The organism is Rhodanobacter sp. A1T4, from assembly GCF_014207185.1.
GTDB lineage: Bacteria > Pseudomonadota > Gammaproteobacteria > Xanthomonadales > Rhodanobacteraceae > Rhodanobacter.
The window spans coordinates 122833-148112 of record NZ_JACHCP010000010.1; the positions used below are offsets into that span (position 1 = coordinate 122833).

A 25280-nucleotide genomic window follows, 5' to 3' on the forward strand; every position below is an offset into this window, starting at 1 on the left:
GAAGCACGATTTTCCCTACCCACCCCGCAACCGCGTGCCGGCAGAAACCCATTAACCTCGCCTCGATGGCAAAAACCGTCTTATCGCGCCGAGCTCAGTCGGCGACATCGGCCACAAGGCGGTCGAGTTCGGCCTTGAGCATGCCGCCATTGACCCGCAGCCAGTCACGCTGCTCCTGCCAGTCGGGGTAAAGGTTTGCCACCTGTGCCCAGAATCGCGGTGAATGATTGCGCACCTTGAGGTGGCACAGCTCGTGGACCAACACATAGCGCAGCGCAGCCGACGGCGCCAGAGCCAGCGCAAGGTCCAGGTTGATGCGATCGCGGGTGTCCAGGCTGCCCCACAGGCTTTTCATGGGACGAATTTTGAGCGCGGTCGGAGCCAACCCCAGCAAGGGCACGTAGGTGGCCAGCCAGCGCGATACGTCGCGACGCATCTGCCCTTCCAGATACGAGGCCAACAGGCCACGGGCAATCGGCAGCGCACGGGTATGCGGGCGCGGAATGACCAGGGTCAGGCCGGTCATGCTGGGCTCGATGCGCGGATAAGGGCCTTCGGCCCAGTCCAGCGTAGCCGTCTCACCGCGCAGCGGGAACTCGGTGGCATAACCGACCCGCAGCGGCGGGATCGGATCAACGATCAGGTTCAGCTCGTCGAGCTTCTTTTCCAGCCAGTCCGCGTGACTACGCAGGAAAGCGTTGACCTGGGCAGGATGCGTGCCGTGCGGGTAGGACACCCGCGCGCCCTTGGGCGTGACAGTGAGGCGCAGCCTGCGCGCGCGGGGATGGGCGGCCTTCAGCACCATGATGCTGTTGCCGCTGACCGTCGCCAGTTCCAGCCAATCGCCTTCGAGATGTTGCGTCATACGGCTGCCCGTTTGAACCTCGTCGTGCTTTCGTCGCAGAGATGTTTTCGCGAGTCGTGCGAGAACACCGGACAGGCAGTATGCCGCCTTGGCTGTCCAAATGGGGCGGATTTTTCGTCAGAGCCTATCCGCAATCTCCCCGGACACGCGCCGGTAGCGGTTTGCGCTCAGGACAAGGAAGAACGAGGGAGTGTACGTCGGTACACGACCGAGTGATGACGCCGGCCTGGGAGCAAAACGACCCGGCCCGAAGGGTTGAGCCGTGGCGACTGGCACGGCTCAACGCGGGCTACGGGGAGATTACGGACAGGCTCTCAAGCATCAGCCGGGCGCGGCAAGCCAAACCACTCCTCGAGTTTGCCCAGCAAACGTTCCAGTTCCAGCGTCAAAAGGGCAAAGCTGGCGTCCATTTCGGCGTGCGCGTCCTGTTGGCTGTCGCCCAGCTCGTCCATCACCACGTCGAGGAATTTCAGCTTGCGGATGATCAGGTCCTCGCCCAGCACGAAGCTGATGCGATCGTCGAAGGTCAGTCCCAGCAGAAAGACCTGCTTGCCGTTGCGCAGGTGCTCCTTCACTTCCTCGGCATCCAGATCCTGGCGGCGGCACTTGGCGATCGCACCGGTGGCGGTGGCCGGATCGCGCAGTTCGCATTCATCGCCCAGGGTCAGGCCAGCCGGCAGGTTGCCGTTGGCCAGCCAGTCGGTCATCAGCACGCGTGGGCCTTCCTCCGGCGCCAGCGGTACGGCAGGAAAGCTGCCCAGCGCCTCGCGGATCTGGGTCAGGGCGTTTTCGGCCGACTTGCGGCTCGAGGTATCCAGCACCAGCCAGCCGTTTTTCATGTCGACATAGGCGGACATGCGTGAGGTGCGCACGAAGGCGCGCGGCAGCAGCTCGTTCAGCAGATCCTCCTTGATGCGCTTGCGCTCGCGGCCGCCGACCTTGCGGCCCTCTTCCTCGGCAATCTTCTGCACCTTGCGTGACAGCTCCTCGTTGACCACCTGCGCGGGCAACAGCTTGTCTTCACCGCCGACGGTGACCAGGGTGCACTGCTTCACCGCGTGAGTGAGCGGCGCTTCCTCGCCGCGCCCGACCGGCGGCACAAAGCCCTTGGTGAACATTTCCAGCGGGCCACAGGGACGCAGGCGATGTTCGGCCAGCACGTCATCGAGGCGTTTCAGATCGGTGGCAACAGCGGGGGAAAAACGGAACAGCGTGAGATTGCGAAAAAACATGAGTATCCGAATGATGATCGCCCGAAGGCGGGAACGGCTGTGCCACCACCCGGGCGATCCCGGAGGACCACCGTCGGATGGTGACTTGCGATATTCAGCGGCTGACGGTGGCGACGGCCGCGGCGACGGTTTCCAGGTTGTCGCGATTGAGCGCGGCCACGCAAATGCGGCCGCTGTCCAGTGCGTAGATCGCGTATTCGTTACGCAGGCGGTGAACCTGAGCCTTGCTCAGGCCGGAATACGAGAACATGCCGGCCTGGCTCTGGATGAAGGCGAACTGCGTGGCACCGTGCGCGGCCAGCCGCTCGACCATGCCTGCACGCATCGCGTGGATGCGTGAGCGCATCTCGCCCAGCTCCTGCTCCCACTGCGCGCGCAGCTCGGTGCTGCCGAGCACGCCGGCCACCAGCGCGGCGCCGTGCGTGGACGGGCTGGAATAGTTGGCACGAATGGTCTGCTTGATCTTCGACAGTACGCGTGCCGCCTCGTCACGATTGGCCGCCACCATCGACAGCGCACCGACGCGCTCGCCATACAACGAGAACGACTTGGAATACGAGTTGGCCACCACGAACGCTTCGATACCGGAGGCCGCCAGCAGGCGCACCGCGGTCGCGTCCGCATCCAGACCCTGATCAAAACCCTGGTAGGCCAGATCGACGAACGGCAGCAGCTGGCGCTCCTTCAGCAGTTCGATCGTCTGCGCCCACTGCGCCGCATCGAGGTCGACGCCAGTCGGGTTGTGGCAGCACGCATGCAGCAACACGACCGTGCCCGGCTCCAGCTTGCCAAGATCTGCCAGCATGCCGGCGAAATCCAGGCCATGGCTGGCTTCGTCGTAATAGCGGTAGTCGAGCAGTTCGAAACCCGCGGTACGGAAAATCACATGGTGATTGCCCCAGCTCGGGCTGCTGATGGCAACCTTCCCGCTGCTGCCTTGCACCTGCTTGAGCAGGTCGGCCGCCACGCGCAACGCACCACTGCCGCCAACCGTTTGAGCGGTAGCCACGCGACCGGCCTCAAGCACCGACGATCCCAGGCCGAACAGCTGCTGCTGGGTGAGCTGATTGTAGGCCGGCATGCCATCGATCGGCAGATAGCCGCGCGGCTTCGCGGCTGAAGCCAGCGCCTTCTCCACTTCATAGACCGAGCGCAACAGCGGCACATGTCCCTGTTCGTCGACGTAAATGCCCACGCCCAGATTGATCTTGCCTGGACGGGTGTCGGCGACAAATGTTTCGGTCAAACCCAGGATCGGATCGCCCGGGGCCATTTCAACGGATGCAAAGAAGGACACAGTGGGTACTCGGTAAGAAAAATGAAGAAATCAGGAATGGGGAGTCAATCGGGAAAGTGGCAGCACTCAAGCTTACGAGACCGCCGTCTCATCCGCCGCGTTCACCTGCCATGCGGACGAATCCACAGCATGCATGCCCACGGCGGAAAAATCGAACAACTGGCGATCGGCGAGGTGCGAGGGTGACACATGGGCCAGTGCGCGAAAAATATTCTCGCTACGGCCGGGCTGCAGAGTTTCCCACTCGTCCAGCATCCGCTGCACGGCCTTGCGCTGCAGGTTTTCCTGCGAGCCACAGAGGTTGCACGGAATGATCGGAAACTGTTGCTGCCCAGCGTAATCGGCGATATCGCTTTCCCGGCAATACGCCAGCGGTCGGATCACCACGTGACGGCCGTCGTCCGAACGCAGCTTGGGCGGTATCGCCTTCAGCTGCGCCTGATAAAACATGTTCAGGAAAAACGTGGCGAGGATGTCATCGCGATGATGGCCCAGTGCAATCTTGCTGATGCCGTTTGCCGCCGCCCAGCTGTAGAGCGCGCCGCGGCGCAGGCGCGAGCACAGGCTGCACATGGTCTTGCCGGCTGGAATCACCCGCGTCACCGTGCCGTAGGTGTCCTGCTCGATGACATGGGACGGCACACCGCGTGCGCGCAGGTAGTCCGGCAGCACCTGTTCGGGGAAATCCGGCTGCTTCTGGTCCAGATTCACCGCGATCAGCTCGAAGCGCACAGGTGCCCTGGCCTGCAGCTGCAGCAGCATTTCCAGCAGAGTGTACGAATCCTTGCCGCCGGACAGGCAGACCATCACCTTGTCGCCGTCCTCGATCATGCCGAAATCGCTGATCGCCTGCCCGACCTGATGGCGCAGGCGCCTCGCCAGTTTGTCGGCCTCGGCAGCGGGCGGGCGGTGGATATGGGGTTGAGCGGACATGGCAGCCAGGAACACAAAGATTAACCTCATTGTAGCGGGCTGGCCGATCGGCTTTCGTCCTTACCAAACAGCACAAAGATCGGCGCTAGACTAGGAGGCTTCCTCCCCAGCCGATGCCAGTCGCCATGCAGGTCAAGGATCACGCCAACCTCGTTCACTTGCTGGCCGAACTGCGGGTGGAACATCGCGATCTCGATCTGGCGATTCACCAACTGGCCGCCGGACTCAGCCGGGACGAGCTGCAGCTGACCCGACTGAAGAAACGCAAGCTGCTGCTGAAAGACAGCATCGCCCGCCTCGAAAGCAAGCTGATCCCCGATCTGGACGCTTGATCGTTAGGGAATCGATCGTGCGTCCGCACTGCACGAGCACCATCAACTCTTACCGGAATACCGATGCCACCACTCGCACCCGTTACGCTGCAGGACGAGCACGTCGCCCTCGAACCCTTGAGCCTTGATCACGTGGCCGCACTCGAAACGGCAGCGGCGGATGGCGAACTGTGGAACCTGTGGTTTACCAGCGCGCCGGCGCCGGGACAGGCCGGCGCCTATGTCGAAACAGCCCTCAAGGGGCACGCTGGCGGCCTGATGCTGCCCTTCGCGATACGTGAGAAAACCAGCGGCGCCATCGTCGGCACCAGCCGTTATTACGACATCGTGCCGGAGCTGCCGCGGTTGGCGATCGGCTATACCTGGTATGCGAAAAGCTGGCAGAAAAGCCACCTCAACACCGCCTGCAAGCGCCTGCTGCTGCGCCATGCCTTCGAGTCACTGGATTGCGTTGCAGTGGAGTTCCACACCGACCATCGCAACCTCGATTCGCAGCGCGCGATCGAACGGCTTGGCGCACAGCGCGATGGCATCCTGCGCGCGCACAAGCGCAGGCCGGATGGCACGCTGCGCAACACCGTCTGCTATAGCATCCTCGCTGACGAATGGCCGGACGTGGATCGCTGGCTGGGAATGCGGCTGGATCGACTGCTCATCCCTCGGCCGCGATGACGGCAAGCACGATCGCTCACATGATCCGATTGACTAGCCGATCGAGCCGCGTGCGATTGAGCCGCTTCAAATTTTTGCGCACCTCCGCCGGATAGCTTCGCGGACTTTCCAGCGCGAAGTCGCTGGATAGCCGCACGGCGTGCTGCTTCAGCGCCGTCCATTCCGCTTCGTGCTTGGCCTTGAGCCGATGCGCGGGATCACGCAGCAGCAGGCCGTTTTCCAGATCCAGCGCCCACGCGCGTGGATTCAAATTGTTGCCCGTGATAACGGCCACATCGTCGTCGACGAACAAGCCCTTGAGGTGGTAGCTGTTGTCGCCATCGCGCCACAGGTAAACATTGAGTTGACCACTGGCGATCTGTTTTCGGTGCGCGCGTGCAAAGCGGCGCAGGTTGTTCTCGTACAGATACGGCAGCAGGCCGATGGTGCGGAACGGCTGCGGCGGAGGGATGTAGAAATCATTGGCGGTCTTGTCGCCGACCATGATGTGGATCTCGCAGCCGCGCCGCAGCAGCTGGCCGAGCACGAGGCGTACCGGTCGCGGCAGGTTGAAGTACGGCGTCAGCAAAATCACTCGTCGGCGCGCGCCGCGCAGCAGAGCCAGCAGCACATCGTTGAGTACGTTGTCGACGCGACCGAACCCCAGCAGCGGTGTCACTGCCACATCGGTGTCGCCCAGCACATCATGCGGCACGTCGTAGCGCGCCTGATCCAGATCCTGTCGAAACGTGCGAATGGCCGGGTACAGGCTGCGCGTAGTCGGTACTTCGGGCACATTCAATCGGCGCACCGCCTCGCCTTCGACAAAGTGACGCCGCAGGAACTCGGCCATCGCGTCCGCCAGTTCGCGATGCTGCAGTCGATGGTAACGATCGAGACGATAACGCCCCTGCTTGGCCAGGTAGACGTCGTTGAAGCTGGCGCCGCTGTAGAGCACGGTGTCGTCGATGATCACGCCCTTGAGATGCAACACGCCGAACAGCTCGCGGTTCTGCACCGGCACGCCGTAGATCAGCACGCCAGGGCCCAGACGCTTGTCGTATTCGCGATACATGCCGGCGTTGCCTTCACTTTTCTGCTTGCCGATCAGCCCGCGCTGCGCGCGATGCCAGTCGACGAATACCGAAATCTGCAACGCGGGATTCTTCGTCCGCGCCGCATACAGGGCATCGAGCACTTCACGGCCACCGTCATCGTCCTGCAGATACAGCGCCACGATCAGGATGCGTCGGGTCGCCTGAGCAATTGCCTGCAGCAACGCCTGTCGGAATGCCGCGGGGTCCGGCAGCACCTCGATCGCATCGGCCGGTATGGCGAAAAACGGTAGCGCATCCAGCAGCGCCTGCGCCACGCCCTTCTGCTGAAAAGGCAGCATGCGCTTGGCCAGGCGCTGCGGCGCCTTCATCAGATTATTCATGGATGCATGAGTCCTTCAGCATGCCTACGCCGCCAGCCGCGATGACGTGCTTCCGCGGCGAACATCTGGCAATGCATTCGCGATGCAGGAAACGCCTCAGCCGCTGTGCACCGGGAAGGTCTGCGCCTTACCCGCCGGCGCTGGCGAGTTCGAGTTGTTCGGCGCAACCGGTGGTCGGGCGGCTGGACCGACTGGTCGTGCCCCGCACTGATAAGCACCCCACGGCTGCGAGCCGTCGGTGGGATCCGCCAATGGCTTGATGGTATCGGCGTGCAACTCGGCCGCCTGGTTGCGCGCCAGCACTTCAAGTTCATCGCGCACGGTGATGTTGTTGCGATCGACCGGACCGATGTGATCCTGCACGGACACCGTGACCTTGCCCATGTCGCGGCAACCCGACACATCACCGCCCCACGCGGTACGCACGTTCTTGGCCGCATCATCCAGCGTGATGCCATAGGTGCAAGCACTCAACAGTACGGGAACGAGCAACAACAGGGTCTTGCGCATGGACGACTCCGTAGCGGTGACTTGAAAGAAAGTACCGGCTCCGCGCCGGCATTCCGACATCCTAACGCGAGGATGCGGCGGCGTCCGCAATCGGCCCCTGACGCACGTTACGTGGGCCCTGATCGCGGTCGTCGCCGGCCGCGCCGAATGCACCCGCGAAACGGATGCCCGCCGTGCCGACACTGTCTGCCGTGCCTCGTCGTTGTGAGTGTCCGCCTGTCCGTTGGCCGCAGGCGACCGTCCGCGGACAATTCGGACGCTAGCTCGTCGATTACAAAAATTCATATATATCAATTACCTAAATCGAATAAACGACTTGGCACAGCGATTGCAACTGGCTAACTGCAGAGGTAATTCCTACCTCACTGGAGAAACCGTCATGAAATTCGAAACCTTTATGTTGCACAGCCTGTTTGTCGCCTGCTTCGCGGTCTGCGCACTGATCATGGGCGCCATGCTGAATACCAACCCGCAGAACCTGCAGCACGGCATCGCCAATCCGGTTGCCAGCGCTCTGCTGACTGCTCCGACCAGCTGCGCGATGCGACCTGATGGCGTGGTCTGCCCGACGCTGCACGGCTGAGCCCGGCAAGTCTTTGCTTGATTGATCCAAGATTGATCGCGGCCACGCATACCTGCCGGGCTGCGCGATAATGGGCGGATGTTGCAGGTCATCCTCTTCCGTCCCGAGATTCCGCCGAACACCGGCAACGTGATTCGCTTGTGCGCGAACACCGGCGCCGCGCTGCATCTGATCCGACCCTTGGGCTTCGAACTGGACGACGCGCGCCTACGCCGTGCGGGACTGGACTACCACGAATACGCCAGCCTCAACGTGCACGACGATCTGGCCAGCTGCCTCGACGCGATCGGCAGGCCGCGCGTGTTTGCCTTCACCACCAAAGGCACGGTCGCTCACGTAGATGCGCGTTTTGCCGCAGGCGATGCCCTGCTGTTCGGCTGCGAAACCGCCGGCCTGCCGAACGACGTGCTGGAGACGATTCCAACCGCGCATCGATTGCGCCTGCCGATGCGCCCGGACAGCCGCAGCCTCAACCTTTCCAACACAGTGGCCATTGCCGTCTACGAAGCCTGGCGCCAGCTTGGCTTCGAGGGCGCCATGCAGGTCTGAGAAGCTGTTTAAAAACCTACTGCGCTCGGTTTTTAAGCAGCTTCTGAGGCAAGCTTGCCGGCTACAATCGCGGTATGACTGACGTTACCCCCAACTCCTGGTTACCGCAGCCGCTACGCCGACTCGCCGGCCGTGCGCTGGAAACCGCGCTGAACCACACGCTTTCGCTGGACCCTGACGCGCAGCAGCGACTTGTCGCGCTGAATGGTCGCCGCGTGCAACTGCACCTGCGCGGGCCGGAAATTGCACTGGCGATCACGGTGACCGATGGACACCTGAACGTCGGACCGCCTGAAGAGAACACAGCCACCTCCGGCAGCCAGCTGCGTGTCGCCGCCACACCGGGCAGTCTGCTGGCGATGCTGTTCAAGCGCGACGATGACGGCATTTCACCCGGCAAAGTGGACATTGCTGGCGACGCTGAACTGGCACGACGACTGGAAAAACTGGCCAGTACGTTCGCACCCGATTTCGAGGAGGCGTTCGCTCGTACCTTTGGCGACGTGCTGGGCGTCCCCCTGGCCAAAGCCGTGCGCAAGGCGCTGACTCATGCGCGCGAAACCGCGACACACCTGACCGAAGACGGCGCCGACTGGCTGCGTGAGGAATCGCGCATCGCCCTGGCGCCCGGCGAAGTCGAGGGCTTCCTCGATGGCGTTGATACTTTGCGCGAACGCAGCGAACGACTGGAGTCACGCATGCAACGACTCGCCCGCCGCCTGCAGGGCAACGCCGCATGACGCCTCTCCGAGTGTTGCCGGGCCTGCTGCGGGTCGGCTCGGTGTTGCTGGCTTATCGACTCGACGAACTGATCGGCGATGGCAGCCGCATCAACCCGATGAAATACCTTCGCCCGCTGGCGGCGAAACCACGCGTCGACGTGCGTCAGCTTTCTCGTGGCGAACGCCTGCGGCTGGCGATGACCGAGCTGGGACCGATCTTCGTCAAGGCCGGCCAGGTGCTGTCGACACGACGCGACCTGGTACCCGCGGATATCGCCGACGCGCTGTCGTTGCTGCAGGATCAGGTCGAGCCGTTTCCAGGCAGCGAGGCACGGGCAATCATCGAGCACGAGCTCAAATCACCAATTAGCCTTCTATACGGCCAATTCGATGAAATGCCACTGGCCTCTGCCTCGATCGCCCAGGTTCATGCAGCTGCTCTGCACGACGGTAGCAAGGTCGTCGTAAAGGTATTGCGCCCGGGCATCGATGCACGGATTGCCCGCGACGTGCGGCTGCTGAAGTCGCTGGCCGAGCTGGCCCAACGCTGGCATCCCAAGGCTGACAAGATTCGCCCGCTGGAAATCGTCGCCGAAGTCGAAAAGATGCTGGAGAACGAGCTCGATCTGCAGCGCGAAGGCGCCAGCGCCAGCCTGCTCAAGCGCAACTTCGCCAGTGGCGAGGATCTCTATGTGCCGGCCGTGCATTGGGATTTCACCACGCAGCGCGTGCTGACGCTCGAGCGCGTATACGGCATCAGCGCCGACGACATCGCCGCCATCACAGCGGCCGGGCTCGATCGCAAGAAACTGGCTGCCAAAGGCGTGCGCGTGTTCTACGAACAGGTGTTCCGCGACAATTTTTTCCACGCCGACGCGCATCCGGGCAATATCTGGGTCGACCCCTCGCGCCTGGACGAGCCGCGCTTCATCGCGCTCGATTTCGGCATCATGGGCTCGCTGCCGGAAACCGACCAGTATTTCCTGGCACAGAATTTCATCGCGCTGTTCGAACGCGACTACGCGCGGATTGCGCAACTGCACGTGGCCGCCGGCTGGATGCCGGCGAACATGCGGCTGGACGAACTCGAGGCCGCGATACGCACGGTGTGCGAGCCGTATTTCACTCGCCCGTTGTCGCAAATTTCGCTGGCCGAGCTGGTGGTGAAACTGTTCCGCACAGCGCAGCGCTTCGAGTTGACCCTGCAGCCGCAGCTGATCCTGTTGCAAAAGACGCTGCTGAATATCGAGGGCGTCGGCCGCATGCTCGATCCGGATATCGATATCTGGGCGGTGGCGCATCCGGTGCTCAAGCGCATCCTGCGCGAGCGCTATAGTCCGTTGCGCACGCTGCGTGATGTACGCAAGCGCCTGCCCGAGTGGCTGCACAGTGCACCACAGTTTCCGGAGCTGATGCGCGATGCGCTTCGTCAAATCGGCCGCGGCGAGCAGCGCACCGTGCCTGATCCGCAATGGCTGAAACTGCAGCATGACAGCGCCCGTCAGCAGCAACGACTGATCGCCTGCAGTCTGCTGGGCAGTTCGCTGATGATCAGTGCTGCACTGATGTGGACACTGGCCCCGCAGCACGGTCCGCTGCCACCGCTGTGCGAAAGCATCGCCGGCCTGCTGGCGTTCGCCGTCGGCTGGCCGCGCTCACGCTGATACACACACATGATCGAGATTCTCCATCAGGACGATGACCTGATCGCGGTCAACAAGCCCGCGGGTCTGGCCGTGCATCGATCGAAGATGGTCGGCAATGCCGAGGAATTCCTGATCGATCTGCTGCGCGAACAGCTTGGCGGCACCGTCTACCTGGCGCATAGGTTGGATCGCGCCACCAGCGGCGTGCTGCTGATCGCTCGTTCCAGTGAAATCGCCGCCGCGCTGGGCGAGCAATTCATGGGCCGCTCCGTGCGCAAGCAATACCTCGCGGTGGTGCGCGGCTGGCCCGAGCCGGAGGAAGGCGTGATCGACTACGCCCTGCCCGGCTCGCGCGAAACCGGCCCGCGTCGTGAGGCCAGCACGCGTTATCGGCGCTTGGCCACCATCGAGGTACCAATCGAGCTGGGCCGTTATCCGCAGCAGCGTTATGCGTTGGTGCTGGCCGAACCGGAAACGGGTCGTTTCAGGCAAATCCGCAAGCACCTGGCGCACATCCACCACCCGGTGATCGGCGACTGCCAGCATGGGCGCGGTGATCACAACCGTTTGTACAAGCAGTACTTCGGCTGTCATCGCATGTTGCTGCATGCGCAGCGGCTACGTTTTGCGCATCCGCTGGACAACCGGCCGATGTCGATCGATGCGCCACTGGATCGCGAGTACACGAACCTGTTGACGCGATTCGGCTGGTCGACGCCAATGCTCGACGATGCGGTCAGCGACATGACTGTCGCGTTGACCGACGGACCGGCCACGGATGAATCGCGCGCCAGCTAAACTGCGCGCATGTTGATCATCAGTCCTTCCATCACGTTGCCGGAATCCGAGCTGGTCGAGCGCTTTCTGCGCGCCGACGGTCCGGGCGGGCAACACGTCAATCGCACCGAGAGTGCGGTGGAGTTGCGCTTCGACGTGATCCACTCGCCGTCGCTGCCCGACGAGGTCCGGGAACGCCTGCTGGCGCGGCGCGATCGCCGGCTTACGAGCGAAGGAGTCCTGGTAATCCAGGCGCGGCGCTTCCGCGATCAGGCACGCAATCGTGATGATGTGCGCGAGCGGCTGATCGAGATCATTCGCAGCGTACTGATCCCGCCAAAGAAGCGCCTGGCGACCAAACCGACCAGAGCGTCGAAAGAGCGTCGCCTGGTCGGCAAGCAGCAGCGCGGCAAGACCAAGCAGAACCGTTCGCGCAAACCGGATCTCGAATGAAGAGATACCTTCCGGCACCAACGCGGTTGCCACCGCACATGCCGCATCTGAGCGACCAATGGCGACGTAAGACTTGCCGTGCCGTGCTGCGGCTGTGCGGCTGGAGCCTCGTTGGTGAATTTCCCGATGTACCCAGGGCAGTACTCATCGTCGCCCCCCATTCGTCGTGGTGGGATGGTGTCTGGGGCCTGCTCTTGAAGGTAGGTATCGGTGCCGACGTACGGTTCATGGGCAAGCAGGAATTGTTTCACGGCCCACTCGGCGGATTGCTGCGCCAGCTTGGCGGCATGCCCATCGATCGCGGTGCTGCCAAAGGCGTGGTCGAGCAGATGATCGATCAGTTCCATCAGCGTGATGCGTTATGGCTGGGCATTGCGCCGGAGGGTACGCGCAAAGCTGTGACACGCTGGAAGAGTGGTTTTTGGCATATCGCCCGCGGCGCTGGTGTACCGATCGTGACGGCCTACTTCAACTATCCCGACAAGACCATCGGCATCGGCCCGCTGTTTGAGACCAGCGACGACATGGACGCAGATATTGCCCGCCTACGCGCGTTCTACGTGCCGTTCAAAGGCAAACACCGTAACGTTTGAGCGGTCTTCAATGGCGCATCAGCGCTGCGAGTGTCCCGACTCGTCGTAGTCACGGGTCAGCAGGCCCGGTCGGATCAGATCAACAAACGCACGTGCCTCGGTGCTGAGAAATTTTCCCTTGCGGATCACCACGCCGTAGCTGCGCTGCGGGAAATACTGCTTCATGTTGCGCACAGCCAACCGGCTGGCATCCGCTTTGGTAATGCAGATGCCGGTGACGATGGAAATACCCAGACCCATCGCCACGTATTCCTTGATCACATCCCAGCCACCCACTTCGATCGCCACGTGATACGGCACCTGGCGCTGCTGGAATACCAGGTCGACCAGCCGATAAGTCGACAAGCGCTGCGGCGGCAGAATCAGCCCGTAAGCAGACAGATCCTCCAGCACGATTTTTTCCTTTGCCGCCAGCGGATGATCGAGCGGCATGATCAGCATCGGATCGTAGTGATGCACTGGCTCCCATGCGATGTCGTTGGGCACGTCGAGCATCGAGCCCACCGCGAAGTCGGCGTCGTCGGCACGCAGCATCGCCAGACCGTCCTTGCCGGTGACATTGGCCAGCTGCAGATGCACGGCGGGATAGCGGTCACGATAGCGGCGCACCAGCTCGGGCAGCAGGTACTGGATGGTCGAGGTGCCGGCAGCGATGGTCAGGCGACCGCCCTGCAGTCCTTTCACCCGCGCCTGGAAATCGCGATCCAGCGTCTCCCAGCCTTCAACCAAAGGTCGCGCCAGCTCATACAAGGCTTCGCCGGCGTCGGTGAGGTTGATGCGGCGGCGGCGACGCTCGACCAGGCTCGCACCGAGTTCACGTTCCAGCGCCTGTAATTGAAGCGTGATGGTTGGCTGTGAGAGGTAGAGCGACTCGGCTGCGCGGGTCAGCGAACCCAGTTTCACCATGGCGACAAAGGCTTTCAGCTGCTTGTGACGGTTGCCCTTGTAATAGAAGCGTTCTGCGCCTTGCTCCTTGATGGACTCGCCATGACTGGCTTTTTTAACCATCCGCTTGCGTACGGTTTTTGCTTCATTCATGGCTTTCTCGGTCCTTTTCATGACGCCCTTTCAATACGTTAGCTAATGTATTAATAAAATCAATACTTGTGATTGAAACATTCACTTTGTCAAACACTGATCTTTAGCCTAGCTTGAACTTCTCACGAAACGGAGTGCGGTCATGGCAGTACCCAAAGAAAAAGTCGATACCAGCGGCATCGAGATCCACGCCAATTGGGCCGGTTACGAAAGTGTATTGACCCCCGCCGCGCTGGCGTTCCTGACCCAGCTGCATCGTGGCTTCAACGCCCGCCGTCAGGCGCTCCTGCTATCCCGCCGCGAGCGCCAGGCTGGCTACGACGCCGGTGGTCTGCCGAATTTTCGCGAGGACACCAAGACGATCCGCGACAGCGACTGGCGCGTCGCGCCGATCCCTGCAGCACTGCAGGATCGCCGCGTCGAGATCACCGGTCCGGTCGAGCGCAAGATGATCATCAATGCGCTGAACTCGGGCGCCAAGGTGTTCATGGCCGACTTCGAGGATTCCTCGTCACCCACCTTCGCCAATCAGCTGGTCGGCCAGATCAATCTGCGCGACGCGATCAACGGCACGATCGAGTTCACCTCACCCGAAGGCAAGCAGTACAAGGTCAACGACAAGCCTGCCGTGCTGATTGTTCGCCCACGGGGCTGGCATCTGCCGGAGCGCCACGTCAGGGTCGACGGCGAAATCATGGCCGGCGCATTGGTCGATTTCGGCCTGTACGTTTTCCATAACGCCCACGCGCTGCACAAGCGCGATCTTGGCCCGTATTTCTACCTGCCCAAGCTCGAAGCCATGGAAGAGGCCGCGCTATGGGAGGACGTGATGGCCCTGGCCGAGGCCGAGTTGAACCTGCCGACCGGCACGATGAAAGCCACCGTGCTGATCGAGACGCTGCCGGCGGTGTTCCAGATGGACGAGATCCTGCACGCGCTGCGTGATCGCATCGTCGGCCTGAATTGCGGCCGCTGGGATTACATCTTTTCGTACCTGAAAACGCTGCGTGGCCATCGCGATCGGCTGCTGCCGGAGCGCGGCCAGGTGTTGATGACGGTGCCGTTCCTGAAAAATTATTCGGAGTCGCTGATCAAAACCTGCCACCGCCGCGGCGCGTTCGCGATGGGCGGCATGGCGGCGCAGATTCCGATCAAGGGTGACGATGCCGCCAACGAGGCCGCGATGACCAAGGTGCGCGCCGACAAGCTGCGCGAGGTGAAAGCTGGCCACGACGGCACCTGGGTCGCGCATCCGGCCCTGGTGGCTGTCGCCCAGGAAATTTTCGATGAGCATATGCCGTCGCCAAACCAGCTCGATGTGCTGCGCAGCGACGTCAACGTGGTCCGCGATCAGCTGATCGAGCCGTGCCTAGGCACCATCAGCCGTGACGGTTTCGAGAACAACATCGAAGTCTGCCTGCGCTACACCGCGGCCTGGATGGATGGCCTCGGCTGCGTACCGATCCACAATCTGATGGAAGACGCGGCAACCGCCGAAATCGCCCGCGCCCAGCTGTGGCAATGGCTGCATCACGGCGGCCTGGAGTTTCCCGACCACGCGCCGATCGACTTCGCGCTTTTCGATCAGATCCTTGCTGCCCATACGCATCGCGTCGGCGAAAGCGATTTGCCCGGCGCCTCCCATGCCGCCGCCGCCGCCGCACTGATTTCCACCCTGACGCATGCCGACCAACTCGGCGATTTCCTCACCCTGCCCGCCTACGAACAGCTCGCCTGAGCCATTTCGTCTTTATTTTTGTCTGGAGCATGTCATGAGCAACAAACTGCCAACCGCTGAACAGATCACGCAGGACTGGAAAACCAATCCCCGCTGGGCCGGCATCGAGCGCAACTATTCCGCTGACGACGTGGTGCGCCTGCGCGGCACCATCGGCGTCGAGCATACGCTGGCCCTCCGCGGCGCTGAGCGCCTGTGGACATCGCTGCACAAGGAAGATTTCGTCAACGCGCTCGGTGCGCTGACAGGCAATCAAGCCATGCAGCAGGTCAAGGCTGGCCTGAAGGCGATCTACCTCAGCGGCTGGCAGGTCGCTGCCGATGCCAACGTCGCCGGCGAGATGTATCCCGACCAATCGCTGTACCCGGCCAACTCGGTGCCGCTCGTGGTCAAGAAAATCAACAACACCCTGCTGCGCGCCGACCAGTTGCACCATGCCGAGGGCAATGACGACACCGACTGGCTGGTACCGATCGTGGCCGATGCCGAAGCCGGCTTCGGCGGTGTACTGAATGCGTTCGAGCTGATGAAGTCGATGATCGAAGCCGGCGCCGCCGGCGTGCACTTCGAAGACCAGCTGGCCTCGGTGAAGAAATGCGGCCACATGGGCGGCAAGGTGCTGGTGCCGACCCGCGAGGCCATCGACAAGCTCAATGCCGCGCGTCTGGCTGCCGACGTCTGCGGCGTGCCGACCCTTCTGGTCGCCCGTACCGATGCCGACGCCGCTGACTTGCTGACCTCCGACGTTGATGCCAACGACAAGGACTTCATCACCGGCGAGCGCACGGTTGAAGGTTTCTACCGCGTGCGTCCCGGCCTCGACCAGGCGATCAGCCGCGGTCTGGCTTATGCCCCTTACGCCGACTTGATCTGGTGCGAAACCAGCAAGCCGACGCTGGACGACGCGCGCAAGTTCGCCGAGGCAATCCACGCCAAATTCCCGGGCAAGATGCTGGCCTATAACTGTTCGCCAAGCTTCAACTGGAAGAAGAATCTGGATGACGTCACCATCGCCAATTTCCAGAAGGAACTAGGCAAGATGGGCTACAAGTTCCAGTTCATCACCCTGGCTGGCTTTCACAGCCTCAACTACGGCATGTTCGATCTGGCGCACGGCTACGCGCGCCGCCAGATGAGCGCCTTCGTCGAGCTGCAGGAGAAGGAATTCGCCGCCGCCGAGCGCGGCTTCACCGCCGTGAAGCATCAGCGCGAAGTCGGCACCGGCTACTTCGATCAGGTGACCCAGGCGATCCAGCAGGGCCAGTCGTCGACTACGGCACTGACCGGCTCGACCGAGGAGTCGCAGTTCCACCACGCCGCCTGATTGATTGCGCTGTGCGAAAACGCCCGCTGAGAAGCGGGCGTTTTCGTATGGCCATCCAACCCTCTCTTCGACTAAACGACTATTGGGCCGGCCGATCTAAAGAAAGGAATAGCTGAATCCGAGATCGAAGCGCACTGAATTGTCACGGATACCGGGCAACTGACTGGATATTGGCTGCGCCGCTGAAACATCAATGTTGTAATGCTTGCCATCGGAAAGCCGCAGCCCGAGCGCCACCGTGCCAAGGTGCCCCTCCGATGCGGTGTCACCGTTGGCAAACGCACGCGCGTATTGCGCCAACAGATACGGCGTCAGCGACGTGAGCCAATGCTGTGTCACGCCGAACCGGCGATTGATCTCGTAACCAGCACCCCAGCCATAATCACCGCTAAGAATGCCCGGATCGTAAGCCAGGCCATAGCGTGGGCCACCAAAGGCAATCTGTTCGCCCGAGGCGAGACGATCGCGACTGTACTGCCCCGAAAATGAAAGCACCGAGCCGAAGTGATCGGGCCATTGCGTACTCATCGTGGCATCGACATTGAATCGAGTGAAAGCGGTATCCGGCAGCTCGCCGGGAAATGCGCCCGGCACATTACTCGACACGTTCGCTGACGCACCGAACGCGTTGAATCCGTGCGCTATGCCGACGGTAACCGTGCGAACTGTCTGCGCGCTGCTCGCGCGCCAGTCCAGCCCCAGGGTAGCCACATGCAAATCACTGTCTGATGAAAGCTGCGCGCCGTTATCCAGATTGAGATAGTGATCGGATTGCCGGGCCGAGTAGATACCTGCGCTGGCCACCAAGGTTTGGCTGTTGTCCAGCAACACGGCATCACGCAACGATGCTCCCACCCGGTTCTGATCGACCCGGTGCTCCAGTCCCGCTGGCAGTTCCTGATCAGTGTCGGGGTTGCCGCGATAATTCGATCCATCCAGCCGCCAGCTCCAGCCACGACTGCCTAACGGCTGCGTCCACGAGCCTGCCAGATAATGTTCGGAACCTTGGCCATTGGGATAAAGCGTTGACAGCGTTACCTGCTCGCCGAGCGGCGTCAGCCCGTTGAGGGTGACATTGATCAGACCTCGCACACCGGGATGATTGACGTCGACGCCTCCGGTCACAGCGACGCGCCGACGCGTCACTTTCAACTGCAGCTCTGCCGCACCATCGGTGGTCGTAGGCGGCGGTACATTGGCTGTCACCACAACGCCGGGAAGCTGTCCCATCAACTGCGTATAACGCTCGAAGGTTGCCTGGCGTAACGGCCGATCGGCCTGGATATGCTTGGCCAGTCCGCGCAAGCGATGCTCCATATTGCCGGCATCGCCTGTCAGCTGGACACGGGCGACATAACCTTCGACGGCAATCACTTTCACCACACCATTGGCAAAATTTTGGGTAGGTATATAGCAAAACGAAAGCGCATAACCCGATTTACGGTAACGCGCTGTACACCGGTCGGCCTTGGCCAGCACATCGGCCACCGTAACCTCGTGGCCGATCAGCGTATGAAAGTCGTCAGCCACAACGCGAAACGGCAACGCATGCATGTCCGCCAATTCAATCCGGCGTGGCGTCAGCTTCACGCCAAGCAGGGCTTCAAGGGCGGGATTCCGATGCGTCGAGAAACTGGAACTCACCTTGGCGTGAGACGGTAACGGCGGCGTCATCGGCAAGACCTGCAATGGATTGGCCGATGGCAGCCGCGTCTGCGCCTGTGCACTTATCGACAGCATCATCAGCACGACAATCTGCGCGATCTTGTTCAAGCCAAACCCCTTTGCGAGGCACGTGGGAATAACGGAGCCCTTTTACGGACTCCGTCATGTTTCTAACGTGAGGTCATTCAATCAATCCAATCAATCGGACTTGTGACCGAGAATCCCCGTACCGAGCAATCCACCCGAAGTGCTGCTCGTCGTATTCCCAAGGTTGCCGCTGGTCAAATTGGCTACCCCGTTGACTACGTTGCTAAGTCCTTGCGTCAGTGGCTGCAATGGACCGTTATTCGCAGCGGTCACGCCGCTTCCGACCGCGGCCACACCACTGCCCACCTGGCCAACTATCGCTCCAACGGGTGTGGTAACCGACGACAACGGACCGGTACCCAGACTGGCAACCACTTGGCCAACACCGTTGACCGTGGCACCGAGACCCGTCACACCTCCTGCCACGCCACCGACCGTCACGCCAACCGGATTGGCGATGGCGCCGCTCTGCCCCAGGCCAGCCGTAACGCCGCCACCGATAGTCGCGAGCGAACCCCCGAGCGTCGTAACCGTAGCTCCGAGCGCGGATGTGGTGCCATTGCCAAGCCCGGGAACCGATTGCGAAGAAATCCCATTACCGATCCCGGCAACCAGAACACCGCCGCCGACAGTGGCATTGCCGGCCAAGGTCGATACACCGGCAACGAGGTTTCCGCCACCAATTTGACCACCCGATTGCTGACCCAGGCCGGCTACCGTGGTGAGTACACTGCTCAGCGGCTGGGTAAGCGCGTTGCCATACCCGGAGGCCAGCCCCGCACCGAGCACAGTGCCAAGATTGTCGACGCCTTGACCAACGACCGAGACACCATCGCCTACTGCGGAGGTGATTGGCTGGATCGGCGATCCCTGAAATGCGCCTACCGTGCCCACAGTCTGACCAAGCTCGTTCACCGCCTGACCAGCCGCATTGACGACATTGCCTGCGCTATCGAGCGTCACTCCCACGGGATTGGCGATATTGCCTGTCTGACCGATACCTGATGTGACCCCGTTGCCCAGGCTCGATACGGCCTGACCGACATCCGTCACCGCCTTGCTGAGATCCGCTGTGGTCGGAGTGTCGCCGCCCAGTAGCGTCTGGTTTGGCAATTGCGAAGCGATGGTTCCGACCGCACTGCCAACGTCACTGACCGTATTGCCTGCTGCGGTGCCGATCGCGCCGAGCAGATTGACAGGGACCACGGTGCCGTCACCGCCCGTTCCACCGCCGCCGGTACCGCCACCTCCGGTTCCACCGCCGCTGCTACCGCCGCCGCCCGTTCCACCGCCACTGGTACCTCCGCTTCCATCGCCGCCGCTACCGCTGCCTCCGGTTCCGCCGCCGCTGCTGCCGCTGCCGCTTCCTCCGGTTCCGGTTCCACTGCTACCTCCGGTTCCACTCCCATCTCCCGAACTCCCGCTAGCGGCACCACCCGGGCTGACTGTGCTCGAACTATTGGAGTGATGAGTCGAACCCGAACCGCTGCAGGCACTTAACGAGACTGCCACAGCCGCCATGCAGGTAACCAGAATGCTCGAACGCAATACACTGAGACGCAACGCCGTACGCATGTCCAACCTCCGGGAAGCACGCTGCTTCCATCATGAATCGTGGTGATTCAACCGATTTATTCCACTGATTCAAATGACTGTAAGGTTTGCAGTGAAATCTTCGGACTTCGTCGATTTTTCGCGCAACTTGTCCGTATCTTCTTCCAGTAACAAATTCGTAAAGTGTGACGTAGATCACATAATCAATAATCACAAAATCTACACATAATGCAGTTGGTTTAAGCGCAAATACTTGTTTTTACTTGTTTTAAGCATAAAAACCCATCGTAAAAATCCACTGCGCAGAATTTGCCCCGACTGAGGCGCCGGAATTTTGTTGCAGCAAGCTTTGAGATGCGCCGGATACCGGCTCTGATCAGGGCCATTCGGTTGGCTCAGCAAGCGGATCAAACCGCGAACTCTGTCCCCGACACGCTTCCATCCATGATTGATTTGGTGGTGGCAATGACGAGGATGTATTCCATCAGACCGTGCCCGGAGCGAGCCTGTTTCGGTCGTCGGCTAAGCGATAGCGGCGGCTGGGGTCGAGCAGACCAAGGCGATCACCGTCCAGCCAGCCTTCGGCTCAAGCACGCGTTTGGTCGAGGCAACCTGCAAGGCACCTCTCTCGTCCACGCCGAACATGAGCACGGTGTGTGAGCCGTACTGCTCGATGAAGTGTGGCCAATCGAACGTGGTGCTGAGCTTGGTCGACTTGACCCGCCAGCCTTGATCGAGCATCTCGGCGAAGCGGCTGTGCGTCATCTGCTCGTCGAACAATGGCGGTGCCAGCAAACTGCCGGGCAAGGCTGCACGGTCGGTGTTTTCCTGCGGACTCAGATTGCGCAGCCGGTAGATTTTCTGACGGCCGAACTCCTGCCGGTAATGCACGCAGGCCAGCGAGTTGCGTTCGCGATGGGTCGACATGGCCAGCAACCGGCCAATACCGGTGAGATCGAGATTGCGTTCCGCGTGGGTCGATGCCGGGTTGCCGTAGAAGGTTGTCAGCCCATCCATGCGCGCCTTGCGGATCTGGTTCCAGTCGTCGTCGGCCAGCACCACGCGAAAGCCGGCTTCGGCCAGCGCCGTGCCGATGGTTCGCGCCACGTGATCCGAGCCAAAAATCAGCACACCGCGCGGCTCCGGCTCGGCGACTTTCAGCCACAGCGCCAGCGGTCGTGCCGTGGCACTTTGCAACACCACGGTGCCGATGATCAGAGTGAACACCAGCGGCACCAGCGCATCGCCGCCTGCCACGCCCAGCGCATTCAGACGCAGCGCAAACAGCGCCGATACCGACGCCGCCACGATGCCACGCGGCGCGATCCAGCCTATCAGGGCGCGCTCGCGCCAGTTCAGTCCGCTACCTAAGCTCGACAAGGCGACCGATATCGGTCGCACAACCAGCTGTGCGATGACAAACAGCGCGAGGCCGGCACCGAGCATGCCCGGCGGCAACGGCCAGTGCAGCCGAGCGGCCAGCAAGATGAAAAGCACCGACACCAGCACCGTCGTCAGGTTTTCCTTGAAATCGAGAATGTCGTCGATATGCACGCCGCGCGCGTTGCCCAGCGCGATGCCCATGATGGTTACCGCCAGCAAGCCCGACTCGTGCGTGATTACATTGGACAGGCTGAAAGCCAGCAGCACGGATGCCAGCACGGCAAAGTTCTGCAGGTATTCGGGGATCATCTGCCTGCGCAGCAAAAACGCCATCACGAACGCGGCCAGCGCGCCGATGACGATGCCGCAACCGATCGTGGCGAGAAAAATGCCGATGGTATGGCCCTCCTGCCGCGACACGATCGCCTCGTAGATCAACACGGCGAACAACGCGCCCAGCGGATCGATCACGATGCCTTCCCACCGCAAGGTGTTGCCGATGCGTGCGTTCGGCCGCACCGTCCGCAACATCGGTGCAATCACCGTCGGCCCGGTCACGCAGGCCAGCGCGCCAAACAGCAGCGCGATCGACCAGCTCAGGCCGGCCACGATATGCGCCGCCAGTGCCAGCAGCAGCAATGCGGTCACCGCGCCGTAACTGACCAGTCCGCGCACCACATGGCCGATGCCGGGAAGCTCGTGGAAGCGCAGGCTCAGGCTGCCCTCGAACAGGATCAGCGCCACTGCCAGGGATACGACCGGGAACAGCAGGCTGCCCAACAGCTTGTCCGGATTTACCAGGCCCGTGACCGGCCCCAGCAGAATGCCGGCCAGCAGGAGAAACAGGATCGCCGGCAGCTTTACCCGCCACGCCAGCCACTGCGCCAGAAAGCCGATCATCAGCATGCCGGCAAGCATCAGGCCGAGCTCGATAGTCATTCAGGGTCCTTGAATAGGCAGCAAGGGCCTATCGGAGCATGCACCGATGGATGCGTCCAGTGAACGGCAACGGTAGACCGCATCAGGCGATGAAACTAGAACCGCCGGTACTGCAATGCCTCGGCCAGATGTTCGCGTTCGAGCAGAGCCACACCACCGTCAAGATCGGCGATGGTGCGCGCGACTCGCAGTACGCGGTGATAGGCGCGTGCCGACAGACCGAGTTTTTCCAGTGCCGCTTCAAACCAGCGCCGCTCCGCCGGACCCAGCGCGCAGTCGCGCTCCAACTCACGCGTGGTGATTTCCGCGTTCGGGCGACCCGCCCGCATCAATGACTGCCGTCGCGCCTTGAACACGCGCTCTCGCACGGTGGCGGAATCCTCGTCCTGCGGATTCCGCGGGCCACCAAGATCGGCCAGGGGAACTTGCGGTACCTCCACGCAGATATCGATACGATCGAGCAGGGGACCGGAAATGCGCGAGCGGTAGCGCAGGATCTGATCGGGTGTGCAGTGACAGCGCTGACGCGGATCGCCAATGTAACCGCAGGGGCATGGGTTCATCGCCGCAACCAGCTGGAACTGCGCGGGAAACGTCGACTGCCTTGCCGCGCGGGAGATCACGATATGACCAGACTCCATCGGCTCGCGCAGTACCTCCAGTACATGCCGACTGAACTCCGGCAGCTCGTCGAGAAACAGCACGCCGTTGTGCGCCAGCGAAATTTCGCCCGGCCGCGGATACGAGCCGCCGCCAACCAGGGCGACCGCCGAAGCCGTGTGATGCGGCGCCCGAAACGGGCGACGACGCCACTGCACCAGATCGGTCTGCTGCCCGGCCACGGACAGCACCGCGCAGGTTTCCAGCGCTTCGGATTCCGACAACGGCGGCAGGATGCCCGGCAGGCGTTCGGCCAACATGGTTTTGCCTGTGCCGGGCGGGCCGATCAGTAAAAGATGATGGCCGCCGACGGCGGTGATCTCCAACGCACGGCGCGCCTGTTGCTGGCCACGCACGTCAATCAGATCCGGACCATCGTAGGCGCCGCCATCGCTCGGCGTGCCGATCGGCGCCGACAACTCCAACGCGCCGCGCAGCCAGCCGCAAACTTCGGCCAGGGTGTCGGCAACCAGCACATCCACATCGGGCACCAGCGCTGCTTCGGGAGCGTTCTCTCGCGGTACCACCACGCGACGACCACGCGACCGCGCTCGCAACAGAGCCGGTAGCACGCCCGAAACGCTGCGCAATGCACCGGTCAGTGCCAGCTCGCCGAGAAACTCGCAGTCATCCAGCTTCTCGCGCGGCACCTGTCCACTGGCCGCCAGGATGCCCAGCGCAATGGCCAGATCGAAACGGCCACCGTCCTTGGGCAGTTCAGCCGGTGCGAGGTTTACTGTGACGCGACGATTGGGGTAGTCGAATGCCGTGTTCTGGATGGCCACTCGCACGCGATCACGCGCTTCGCGCACCGCCGCTTCAGGCAGGCCAACGATATTGGTGGATGGCAGACCGCCGGAGAGGTGCACTTCCACCATCACCTGCGGCGCAGAAATACCTTCCTGAGCACGGCTGAGCGTAACGGCAAGACTCATGCGACCAAGCTCATGCGACGAGGCGTCGTCGGCACCGTGGTGAGCCGCTCATGGTTACCGACATCGAGCGACTCCAGCAGCAGTACAAAAAACTAACCGCCCCCGATCGTTCTCGGGGTGAGGGTGACGGATCGGGGGCGGCTCCCGGGAGATTGGCTGTGGCTAATTCCCGCGGGCAGTAACGGCAGCCTCAAGCTCGGCCACACGTCGCTCCAATTCGTCGACCTTTGCGCGGGTGCGTGCCAGCACCTGACTCTGGACATCGAATTCTTCGCGGGTGACCAGATCGAGGCGGCGCAGTCCCTGCGCCAAAACATCTTGGAAGTTAGCCCGCAAATCCTGTTGCGCATCAGCCAATCCTGGCGGTACCAACGACACAAGTCGCGAGGCAATCTTGTCGATAACCTGCTTATCCATCATGGATAGCGCCTCAAGCTCGTCGGGATCAATCTTAGGTGAAGGGAAATCGGGTCTGCCATCGGGTTGCTCCGCCAGAAACTGTAAGGATTGTCCTACACGCATCGTTATCCACGCGACAATGCACGGCGCGGCAGGCAGAATGGATTGTCGCATCCAGCCCTCGCCGATGGTTTGGGCCGATTGTTTTTGCACTAATTGCACCTGACGGGAAAACACCATGAAACTGGTCGTGGCGATCATCAAGCCGTTCAAGCTGGACGACGTGCGCGAAGCGCTGGCCGAGGTCGGCGTACAGGGCGTGACGGTTTCGGAAGTCAAGGGCTTCGGCCGCCAGAAAGGCCACACCGAGCTCTATCGGGGTGCCGAGTACGTGGTCGACTTCCTGCCGAAGATCAAGATGGAGCTTGCGATTCCCGATGACCAGCTCGAGCGCGTGCTCGAAGCGATCCAGCATTCCGCCAGCACAGGCAAGGTCGGTGACGGCAAGATCTTCGTGACAGCACTGGAACAGGTTATCCGCATCCGCACCGGCGAAATGGATCTCGACGCGCTTTGAACCAGGGCGGTCCAGTCGACCCGACGAAAGCGCTCCGTCCGCAAGAAACTTCACCGTGCAAATAAATCCAGCCGCCGCGGCAGCCCGCGCCGGCTCTGGCCCCACGCGACTTATCCCCAGAACCATCCACAACTTGTTGGGTTGACCCTGCCTCCAGCACCCGATATGTTGTGTCCGTCGGTGCTCGACCAGACGTGATCGTCGGTCGGGCTTAAAAGGGAATCCGGTGTAAATCCGGAACTGCCCCGCAGCGGTAAAGCGGAAACGAACGCCTCCACATGCACTGGCCCTCCGCGGCTGGGAAGCGAAGGCAAGTAGGCGGATCGCAAGATCCACGTCCGCAAGTCCGAAGACCTGCCGGCACATCGGGGCGAACGTGCCCCGGTGCGTAGTGACGGCT

General features: G+C 62.0%; 24 protein-coding genes and 1 riboswitch. Of the genes, 12 read left to right on the top strand and 12 right to left on the bottom strand.

The genetic code is table 11. The annotated features are described in order from the left end of the window. Positions 1 to 94 precede the first annotated feature (94 nt). From HDE80_RS18915 to ttcA, 4 genes are all read right to left on the bottom strand, one after another. Positions 95 to 865 (bottom strand): SprT family zinc-dependent metalloprotease, encoded by a 771-nt coding sequence (locus HDE80_RS18915; protein WP_184600311.1) that lies wholly within the window; start codon positions 863 to 865, stop codon positions 95 to 97. A gap of 314 nt (positions 866 to 1179) precedes the next feature. Beyond that, on the bottom strand, positions 1180 to 2097 hold the full coding sequence (locus tag HDE80_RS18920) for a recombination-associated protein RdgC (protein ID WP_184673460.1): 918 nt from the start codon (positions 2095 to 2097) through the stop codon (positions 1180 to 1182). A gap of 94 nt (positions 2098 to 2191) precedes the next feature. Beyond that, the gene (locus HDE80_RS18925) at positions 2192 to 3394 is read right to left on the bottom strand and encodes an amino acid aminotransferase (protein ID WP_184673462.1); all 1203 of its coding nucleotides are present in this window, start codon (positions 3392 to 3394) and stop codon (positions 2192 to 2194) included. Between the two features lie 72 nt (positions 3395 to 3466). Beyond that, complete coding sequence (gene ttcA, locus HDE80_RS18930; protein ID WP_184673464.1) at positions 3467 to 4327, bottom strand: tRNA 2-thiocytidine(32) synthetase TtcA; 861 nt, start codon at positions 4325 to 4327, stop codon at positions 3467 to 3469. Between the two features lie 125 nt (positions 4328 to 4452). Between ttcA and HDE80_RS18935 the strand changes: the two genes are divergently transcribed. Both HDE80_RS18935 and HDE80_RS18940 read left to right on the top strand, forming a co-directional pair. Continuing rightward, positions 4453 to 4659, top strand: a complete 207-nt coding sequence (locus tag HDE80_RS18935) for a DUF465 domain-containing protein (RefSeq protein ID WP_184600307.1) — start codon at positions 4453 to 4455, stop codon at positions 4657 to 4659. 63 nt (positions 4660 to 4722) lie between these two features. After that, positions 4723 to 5331, top strand: a complete 609-nt coding sequence (locus HDE80_RS18940; RefSeq protein WP_184673466.1) for a GNAT family N-acetyltransferase — start codon at positions 4723 to 4725, stop codon at positions 5329 to 5331. A 16-nt stretch (positions 5332 to 5347) separates the two neighbouring features. On the opposite strand, the gene pssA is transcribed toward HDE80_RS18940, so the two are convergent. Then, entirely contained in the window at positions 5348 to 6748 is a 1401-nt protein-coding gene (pssA, locus tag HDE80_RS18945) for a CDP-diacylglycerol--serine O-phosphatidyltransferase (RefSeq protein WP_184673467.1), read from the bottom strand. A 96-nt stretch (positions 6749 to 6844) separates the two neighbouring features. Beyond that, on the bottom strand, positions 6845 to 7258 hold the full coding sequence (locus HDE80_RS18950; protein ID WP_184673469.1) for a DUF4156 domain-containing protein: 414 nt from the start codon (positions 7256 to 7258) through the stop codon (positions 6845 to 6847). A gap of 379 nt (positions 7259 to 7637) precedes the next feature. On the opposite strand from HDE80_RS18950, the gene HDE80_RS18955 reads away from it, so the two are divergent. The 7 genes from HDE80_RS18955 to HDE80_RS18985 all read left to right on the top strand — a co-directional run bounded on the left by HDE80_RS18955 (position 7638) and on the right by HDE80_RS18985 (position 12581). Continuing rightward, positions 7638 to 7841, top strand: coding sequence for a hypothetical protein (locus HDE80_RS18955; protein ID WP_184600303.1), 204 nt, complete (start codon positions 7638 to 7640; stop codon positions 7839 to 7841). A gap of 78 nt (positions 7842 to 7919) precedes the next feature. Then, the gene (trmL, locus tag HDE80_RS18960) at positions 7920 to 8390 is read left to right on the top strand and encodes a tRNA (uridine(34)/cytosine(34)/5-carboxymethylaminomethyluridine(34)-2'-O)-methyltransferase TrmL (protein WP_184673471.1); all 471 of its coding nucleotides are present in this window, start codon (positions 7920 to 7922) and stop codon (positions 8388 to 8390) included. 74 nt (positions 8391 to 8464) lie between these two features. Further along, positions 8465 to 9130, top strand: a complete 666-nt coding sequence (locus HDE80_RS18965) for an SCP2 sterol-binding domain-containing protein (protein WP_184673473.1) — start codon at positions 8465 to 8467, stop codon at positions 9128 to 9130. Next, the gene (ubiB, locus tag HDE80_RS18970; protein ID WP_184673475.1) at positions 9127 to 10776 is read left to right on the top strand and encodes a ubiquinone biosynthesis regulatory protein kinase UbiB; all 1650 of its coding nucleotides are present in this window, start codon (positions 9127 to 9129) and stop codon (positions 10774 to 10776) included. Before HDE80_RS18965 ends, ubiB begins: the two co-directional genes overlap by 4 nt. A 9-nt stretch (positions 10777 to 10785) precedes the next feature. Then, positions 10786 to 11556, top strand: coding sequence for a pseudouridine synthase (locus HDE80_RS18975; RefSeq protein WP_184673477.1), 771 nt, complete (start codon positions 10786 to 10788; stop codon positions 11554 to 11556). 9 nt (positions 11557 to 11565) lie between these two features. Next, entirely contained in the window at positions 11566 to 11988 is a 423-nt protein-coding gene (arfB, locus tag HDE80_RS18980; protein WP_184673479.1) for an alternative ribosome rescue aminoacyl-tRNA hydrolase ArfB, read from the top strand. Then, positions 11985 to 12581 (top strand): 1-acyl-sn-glycerol-3-phosphate acyltransferase, encoded by a 597-nt coding sequence (locus HDE80_RS18985; protein ID WP_184673481.1) that lies wholly within the window; start codon positions 11985 to 11987, stop codon positions 12579 to 12581. Before arfB ends, HDE80_RS18985 begins: the two co-directional genes overlap by 4 nt. An 18-nt stretch (positions 12582 to 12599) precedes the next feature. Here the strand turns inward: HDE80_RS18985 and HDE80_RS18990 are convergent, their stop codons facing one another. Beyond that, positions 12600 to 13589: a LysR family transcriptional regulator gene (locus HDE80_RS18990; RefSeq protein ID WP_255483976.1), complete on the bottom strand. Its 990-nt coding sequence runs from the start codon at positions 13587 to 13589 to the stop codon at positions 12600 to 12602. Between the two features lie 172 nt (positions 13590 to 13761). Here HDE80_RS18990 and aceB point away from each other — a divergent pair, with 172 nt between their 5' ends. Both aceB and aceA read left to right on the top strand, forming a co-directional pair. Then, positions 13762 to 15357 carry a malate synthase A gene (aceB, locus tag HDE80_RS18995; protein WP_184673485.1) on the top strand — a complete coding sequence of 532 codons (1596 nt, stop codon included), beginning with the start codon at positions 13762 to 13764 and terminating at the stop codon, positions 15355 to 15357. Positions 15358 to 15391: 34 nt separating this feature from the next. After that, the gene (aceA, locus tag HDE80_RS19000) at positions 15392 to 16681 is read left to right on the top strand and encodes an isocitrate lyase (RefSeq protein ID WP_184673487.1); all 1290 of its coding nucleotides are present in this window, start codon (positions 15392 to 15394) and stop codon (positions 16679 to 16681) included. 96 nt (positions 16682 to 16777) lie between these two features. Here the strand turns inward: aceA and HDE80_RS19005 are convergent, their stop codons facing one another. The 5 genes from HDE80_RS19005 to HDE80_RS19025 all read right to left on the bottom strand — a co-directional run bounded on the left by HDE80_RS19005 (position 16778) and on the right by HDE80_RS19025 (position 24324). Next, positions 16778 to 18454, bottom strand: coding sequence for a ShlB/FhaC/HecB family hemolysin secretion/activation protein (locus HDE80_RS19005; RefSeq protein WP_184673489.1), 1677 nt, complete (start codon positions 18452 to 18454; stop codon positions 16778 to 16780). 90 nt (positions 18455 to 18544) lie between these two features. Then, complete coding sequence (locus HDE80_RS19010; protein ID WP_184673491.1) at positions 18545 to 20008, bottom strand: collagen-like triple helix repeat-containing protein; 1464 nt, start codon at positions 20006 to 20008, stop codon at positions 18545 to 18547. Between the two features lie 501 nt (positions 20009 to 20509). Continuing rightward, positions 20510 to 22309: a sodium:proton antiporter gene (locus HDE80_RS19015; protein ID WP_184673493.1), complete on the bottom strand. Its 1800-nt coding sequence runs from the start codon at positions 22307 to 22309 to the stop codon at positions 20510 to 20512. Between the two features lie 95 nt (positions 22310 to 22404). After that, positions 22405 to 23904 carry a YifB family Mg chelatase-like AAA ATPase gene (locus HDE80_RS19020; RefSeq protein ID WP_184673495.1) on the bottom strand — a complete coding sequence of 500 codons (1500 nt, stop codon included), beginning with the start codon at positions 23902 to 23904 and terminating at the stop codon, positions 22405 to 22407. A 162-nt stretch (positions 23905 to 24066) separates the two neighbouring features. Beyond that, positions 24067 to 24324 (bottom strand): accessory factor UbiK family protein, encoded by a 258-nt coding sequence (locus tag HDE80_RS19025; protein WP_184601070.1) that lies wholly within the window; start codon positions 24322 to 24324, stop codon positions 24067 to 24069. Between the two features lie 217 nt (positions 24325 to 24541). Here HDE80_RS19025 and glnK point away from each other — a divergent pair, with 217 nt between their 5' ends. After that, positions 24542 to 24880, top strand: a complete 339-nt coding sequence (gene glnK, locus HDE80_RS19030; RefSeq protein ID WP_184673497.1) for a P-II family nitrogen regulator — start codon at positions 24542 to 24544, stop codon at positions 24878 to 24880. Between the two features lie 161 nt (positions 24881 to 25041). Continuing rightward, a riboswitch (cobalamin riboswitch) is annotated at positions 25042 to 25257 on the top strand. Positions 25258 to 25280 lie beyond the last annotated feature (23 nt).

Coding starts and splice junctions, on each gene's coding strand:
- HDE80_RS18915 (WP_184600311.1), bottom strand. CDS start 865: ATGACGCAACATCTCGAAGGCGATTGGCTGGAACTGGCGACGGTCAGC.
- HDE80_RS18920 (WP_184673460.1), bottom strand. CDS start 2,097: ATGTTTTTTCGCAATCTCACGCTGTTCCGTTTTTCCCCCGCTGTTGCC.
- ttcA (WP_184673464.1), bottom strand. CDS start 4,327: ATGTCCGCTCAACCCCATATCCACCGCCCGCCCGCTGCCGAGGCCGAC.
- HDE80_RS18935 (WP_184600307.1), top strand. CDS start 4,453: ATGCAGGTCAAGGATCACGCCAACCTCGTTCACTTGCTGGCCGAACTG.
- HDE80_RS18940 (WP_184673466.1), top strand. CDS start 4,723: ATGCCACCACTCGCACCCGTTACGCTGCAGGACGAGCACGTCGCCCTC.
- pssA (WP_184673467.1), bottom strand. CDS start 6,748: ATGAATAATCTGATGAAGGCGCCGCAGCGCCTGGCCAAGCGCATGCTG.
- HDE80_RS18950 (WP_184673469.1), bottom strand. CDS start 7,258: ATGCGCAAGACCCTGTTGTTGCTCGTTCCCGTACTGTTGAGTGCTTGC.
- HDE80_RS18955 (WP_184600303.1), top strand. CDS start 7,638: ATGAAATTCGAAACCTTTATGTTGCACAGCCTGTTTGTCGCCTGCTTC.
- trmL (WP_184673471.1), top strand. CDS start 7,920: ATGTTGCAGGTCATCCTCTTCCGTCCCGAGATTCCGCCGAACACCGGC.
- HDE80_RS18965 (WP_184673473.1), top strand. CDS start 8,465: ATGACTGACGTTACCCCCAACTCCTGGTTACCGCAGCCGCTACGCCGA.
- ubiB (WP_184673475.1), top strand. CDS start 9,127: ATGACGCCTCTCCGAGTGTTGCCGGGCCTGCTGCGGGTCGGCTCGGTG.
- HDE80_RS18975 (WP_184673477.1), top strand. CDS start 10,786: ATGATCGAGATTCTCCATCAGGACGATGACCTGATCGCGGTCAACAAG.
- arfB (WP_184673479.1), top strand. CDS start 11,566: ATGTTGATCATCAGTCCTTCCATCACGTTGCCGGAATCCGAGCTGGTC.
- HDE80_RS18985 (WP_184673481.1), top strand. CDS start 11,985: ATGAAGAGATACCTTCCGGCACCAACGCGGTTGCCACCGCACATGCCG.
- HDE80_RS18990 (WP_255483976.1), bottom strand. CDS start 13,589: ATGGTTAAAAAAGCCAGTCATGGCGAGTCCATCAAGGAGCAAGGCGCA.
- aceB (WP_184673485.1), top strand. CDS start 13,762: ATGGCAGTACCCAAAGAAAAAGTCGATACCAGCGGCATCGAGATCCAC.
- aceA (WP_184673487.1), top strand. CDS start 15,392: ATGAGCAACAAACTGCCAACCGCTGAACAGATCACGCAGGACTGGAAA.
- HDE80_RS19010 (WP_184673491.1), bottom strand. CDS start 20,008: ATGCGTACGGCGTTGCGTCTCAGTGTATTGCGTTCGAGCATTCTGGTT.
- HDE80_RS19015 (WP_184673493.1), bottom strand. CDS start 22,309: ATGACTATCGAGCTCGGCCTGATGCTTGCCGGCATGCTGATGATCGGC.
- HDE80_RS19020 (WP_184673495.1), bottom strand. CDS start 23,904: ATGAGTCTTGCCGTTACGCTCAGCCGTGCTCAGGAAGGTATTTCTGCG.
- HDE80_RS19025 (WP_184601070.1), bottom strand. CDS start 24,324: ATGATGGATAAGCAGGTTATCGACAAGATTGCCTCGCGACTTGTGTCG.
- glnK (WP_184673497.1), top strand. CDS start 24,542: ATGAAACTGGTCGTGGCGATCATCAAGCCGTTCAAGCTGGACGACGTG.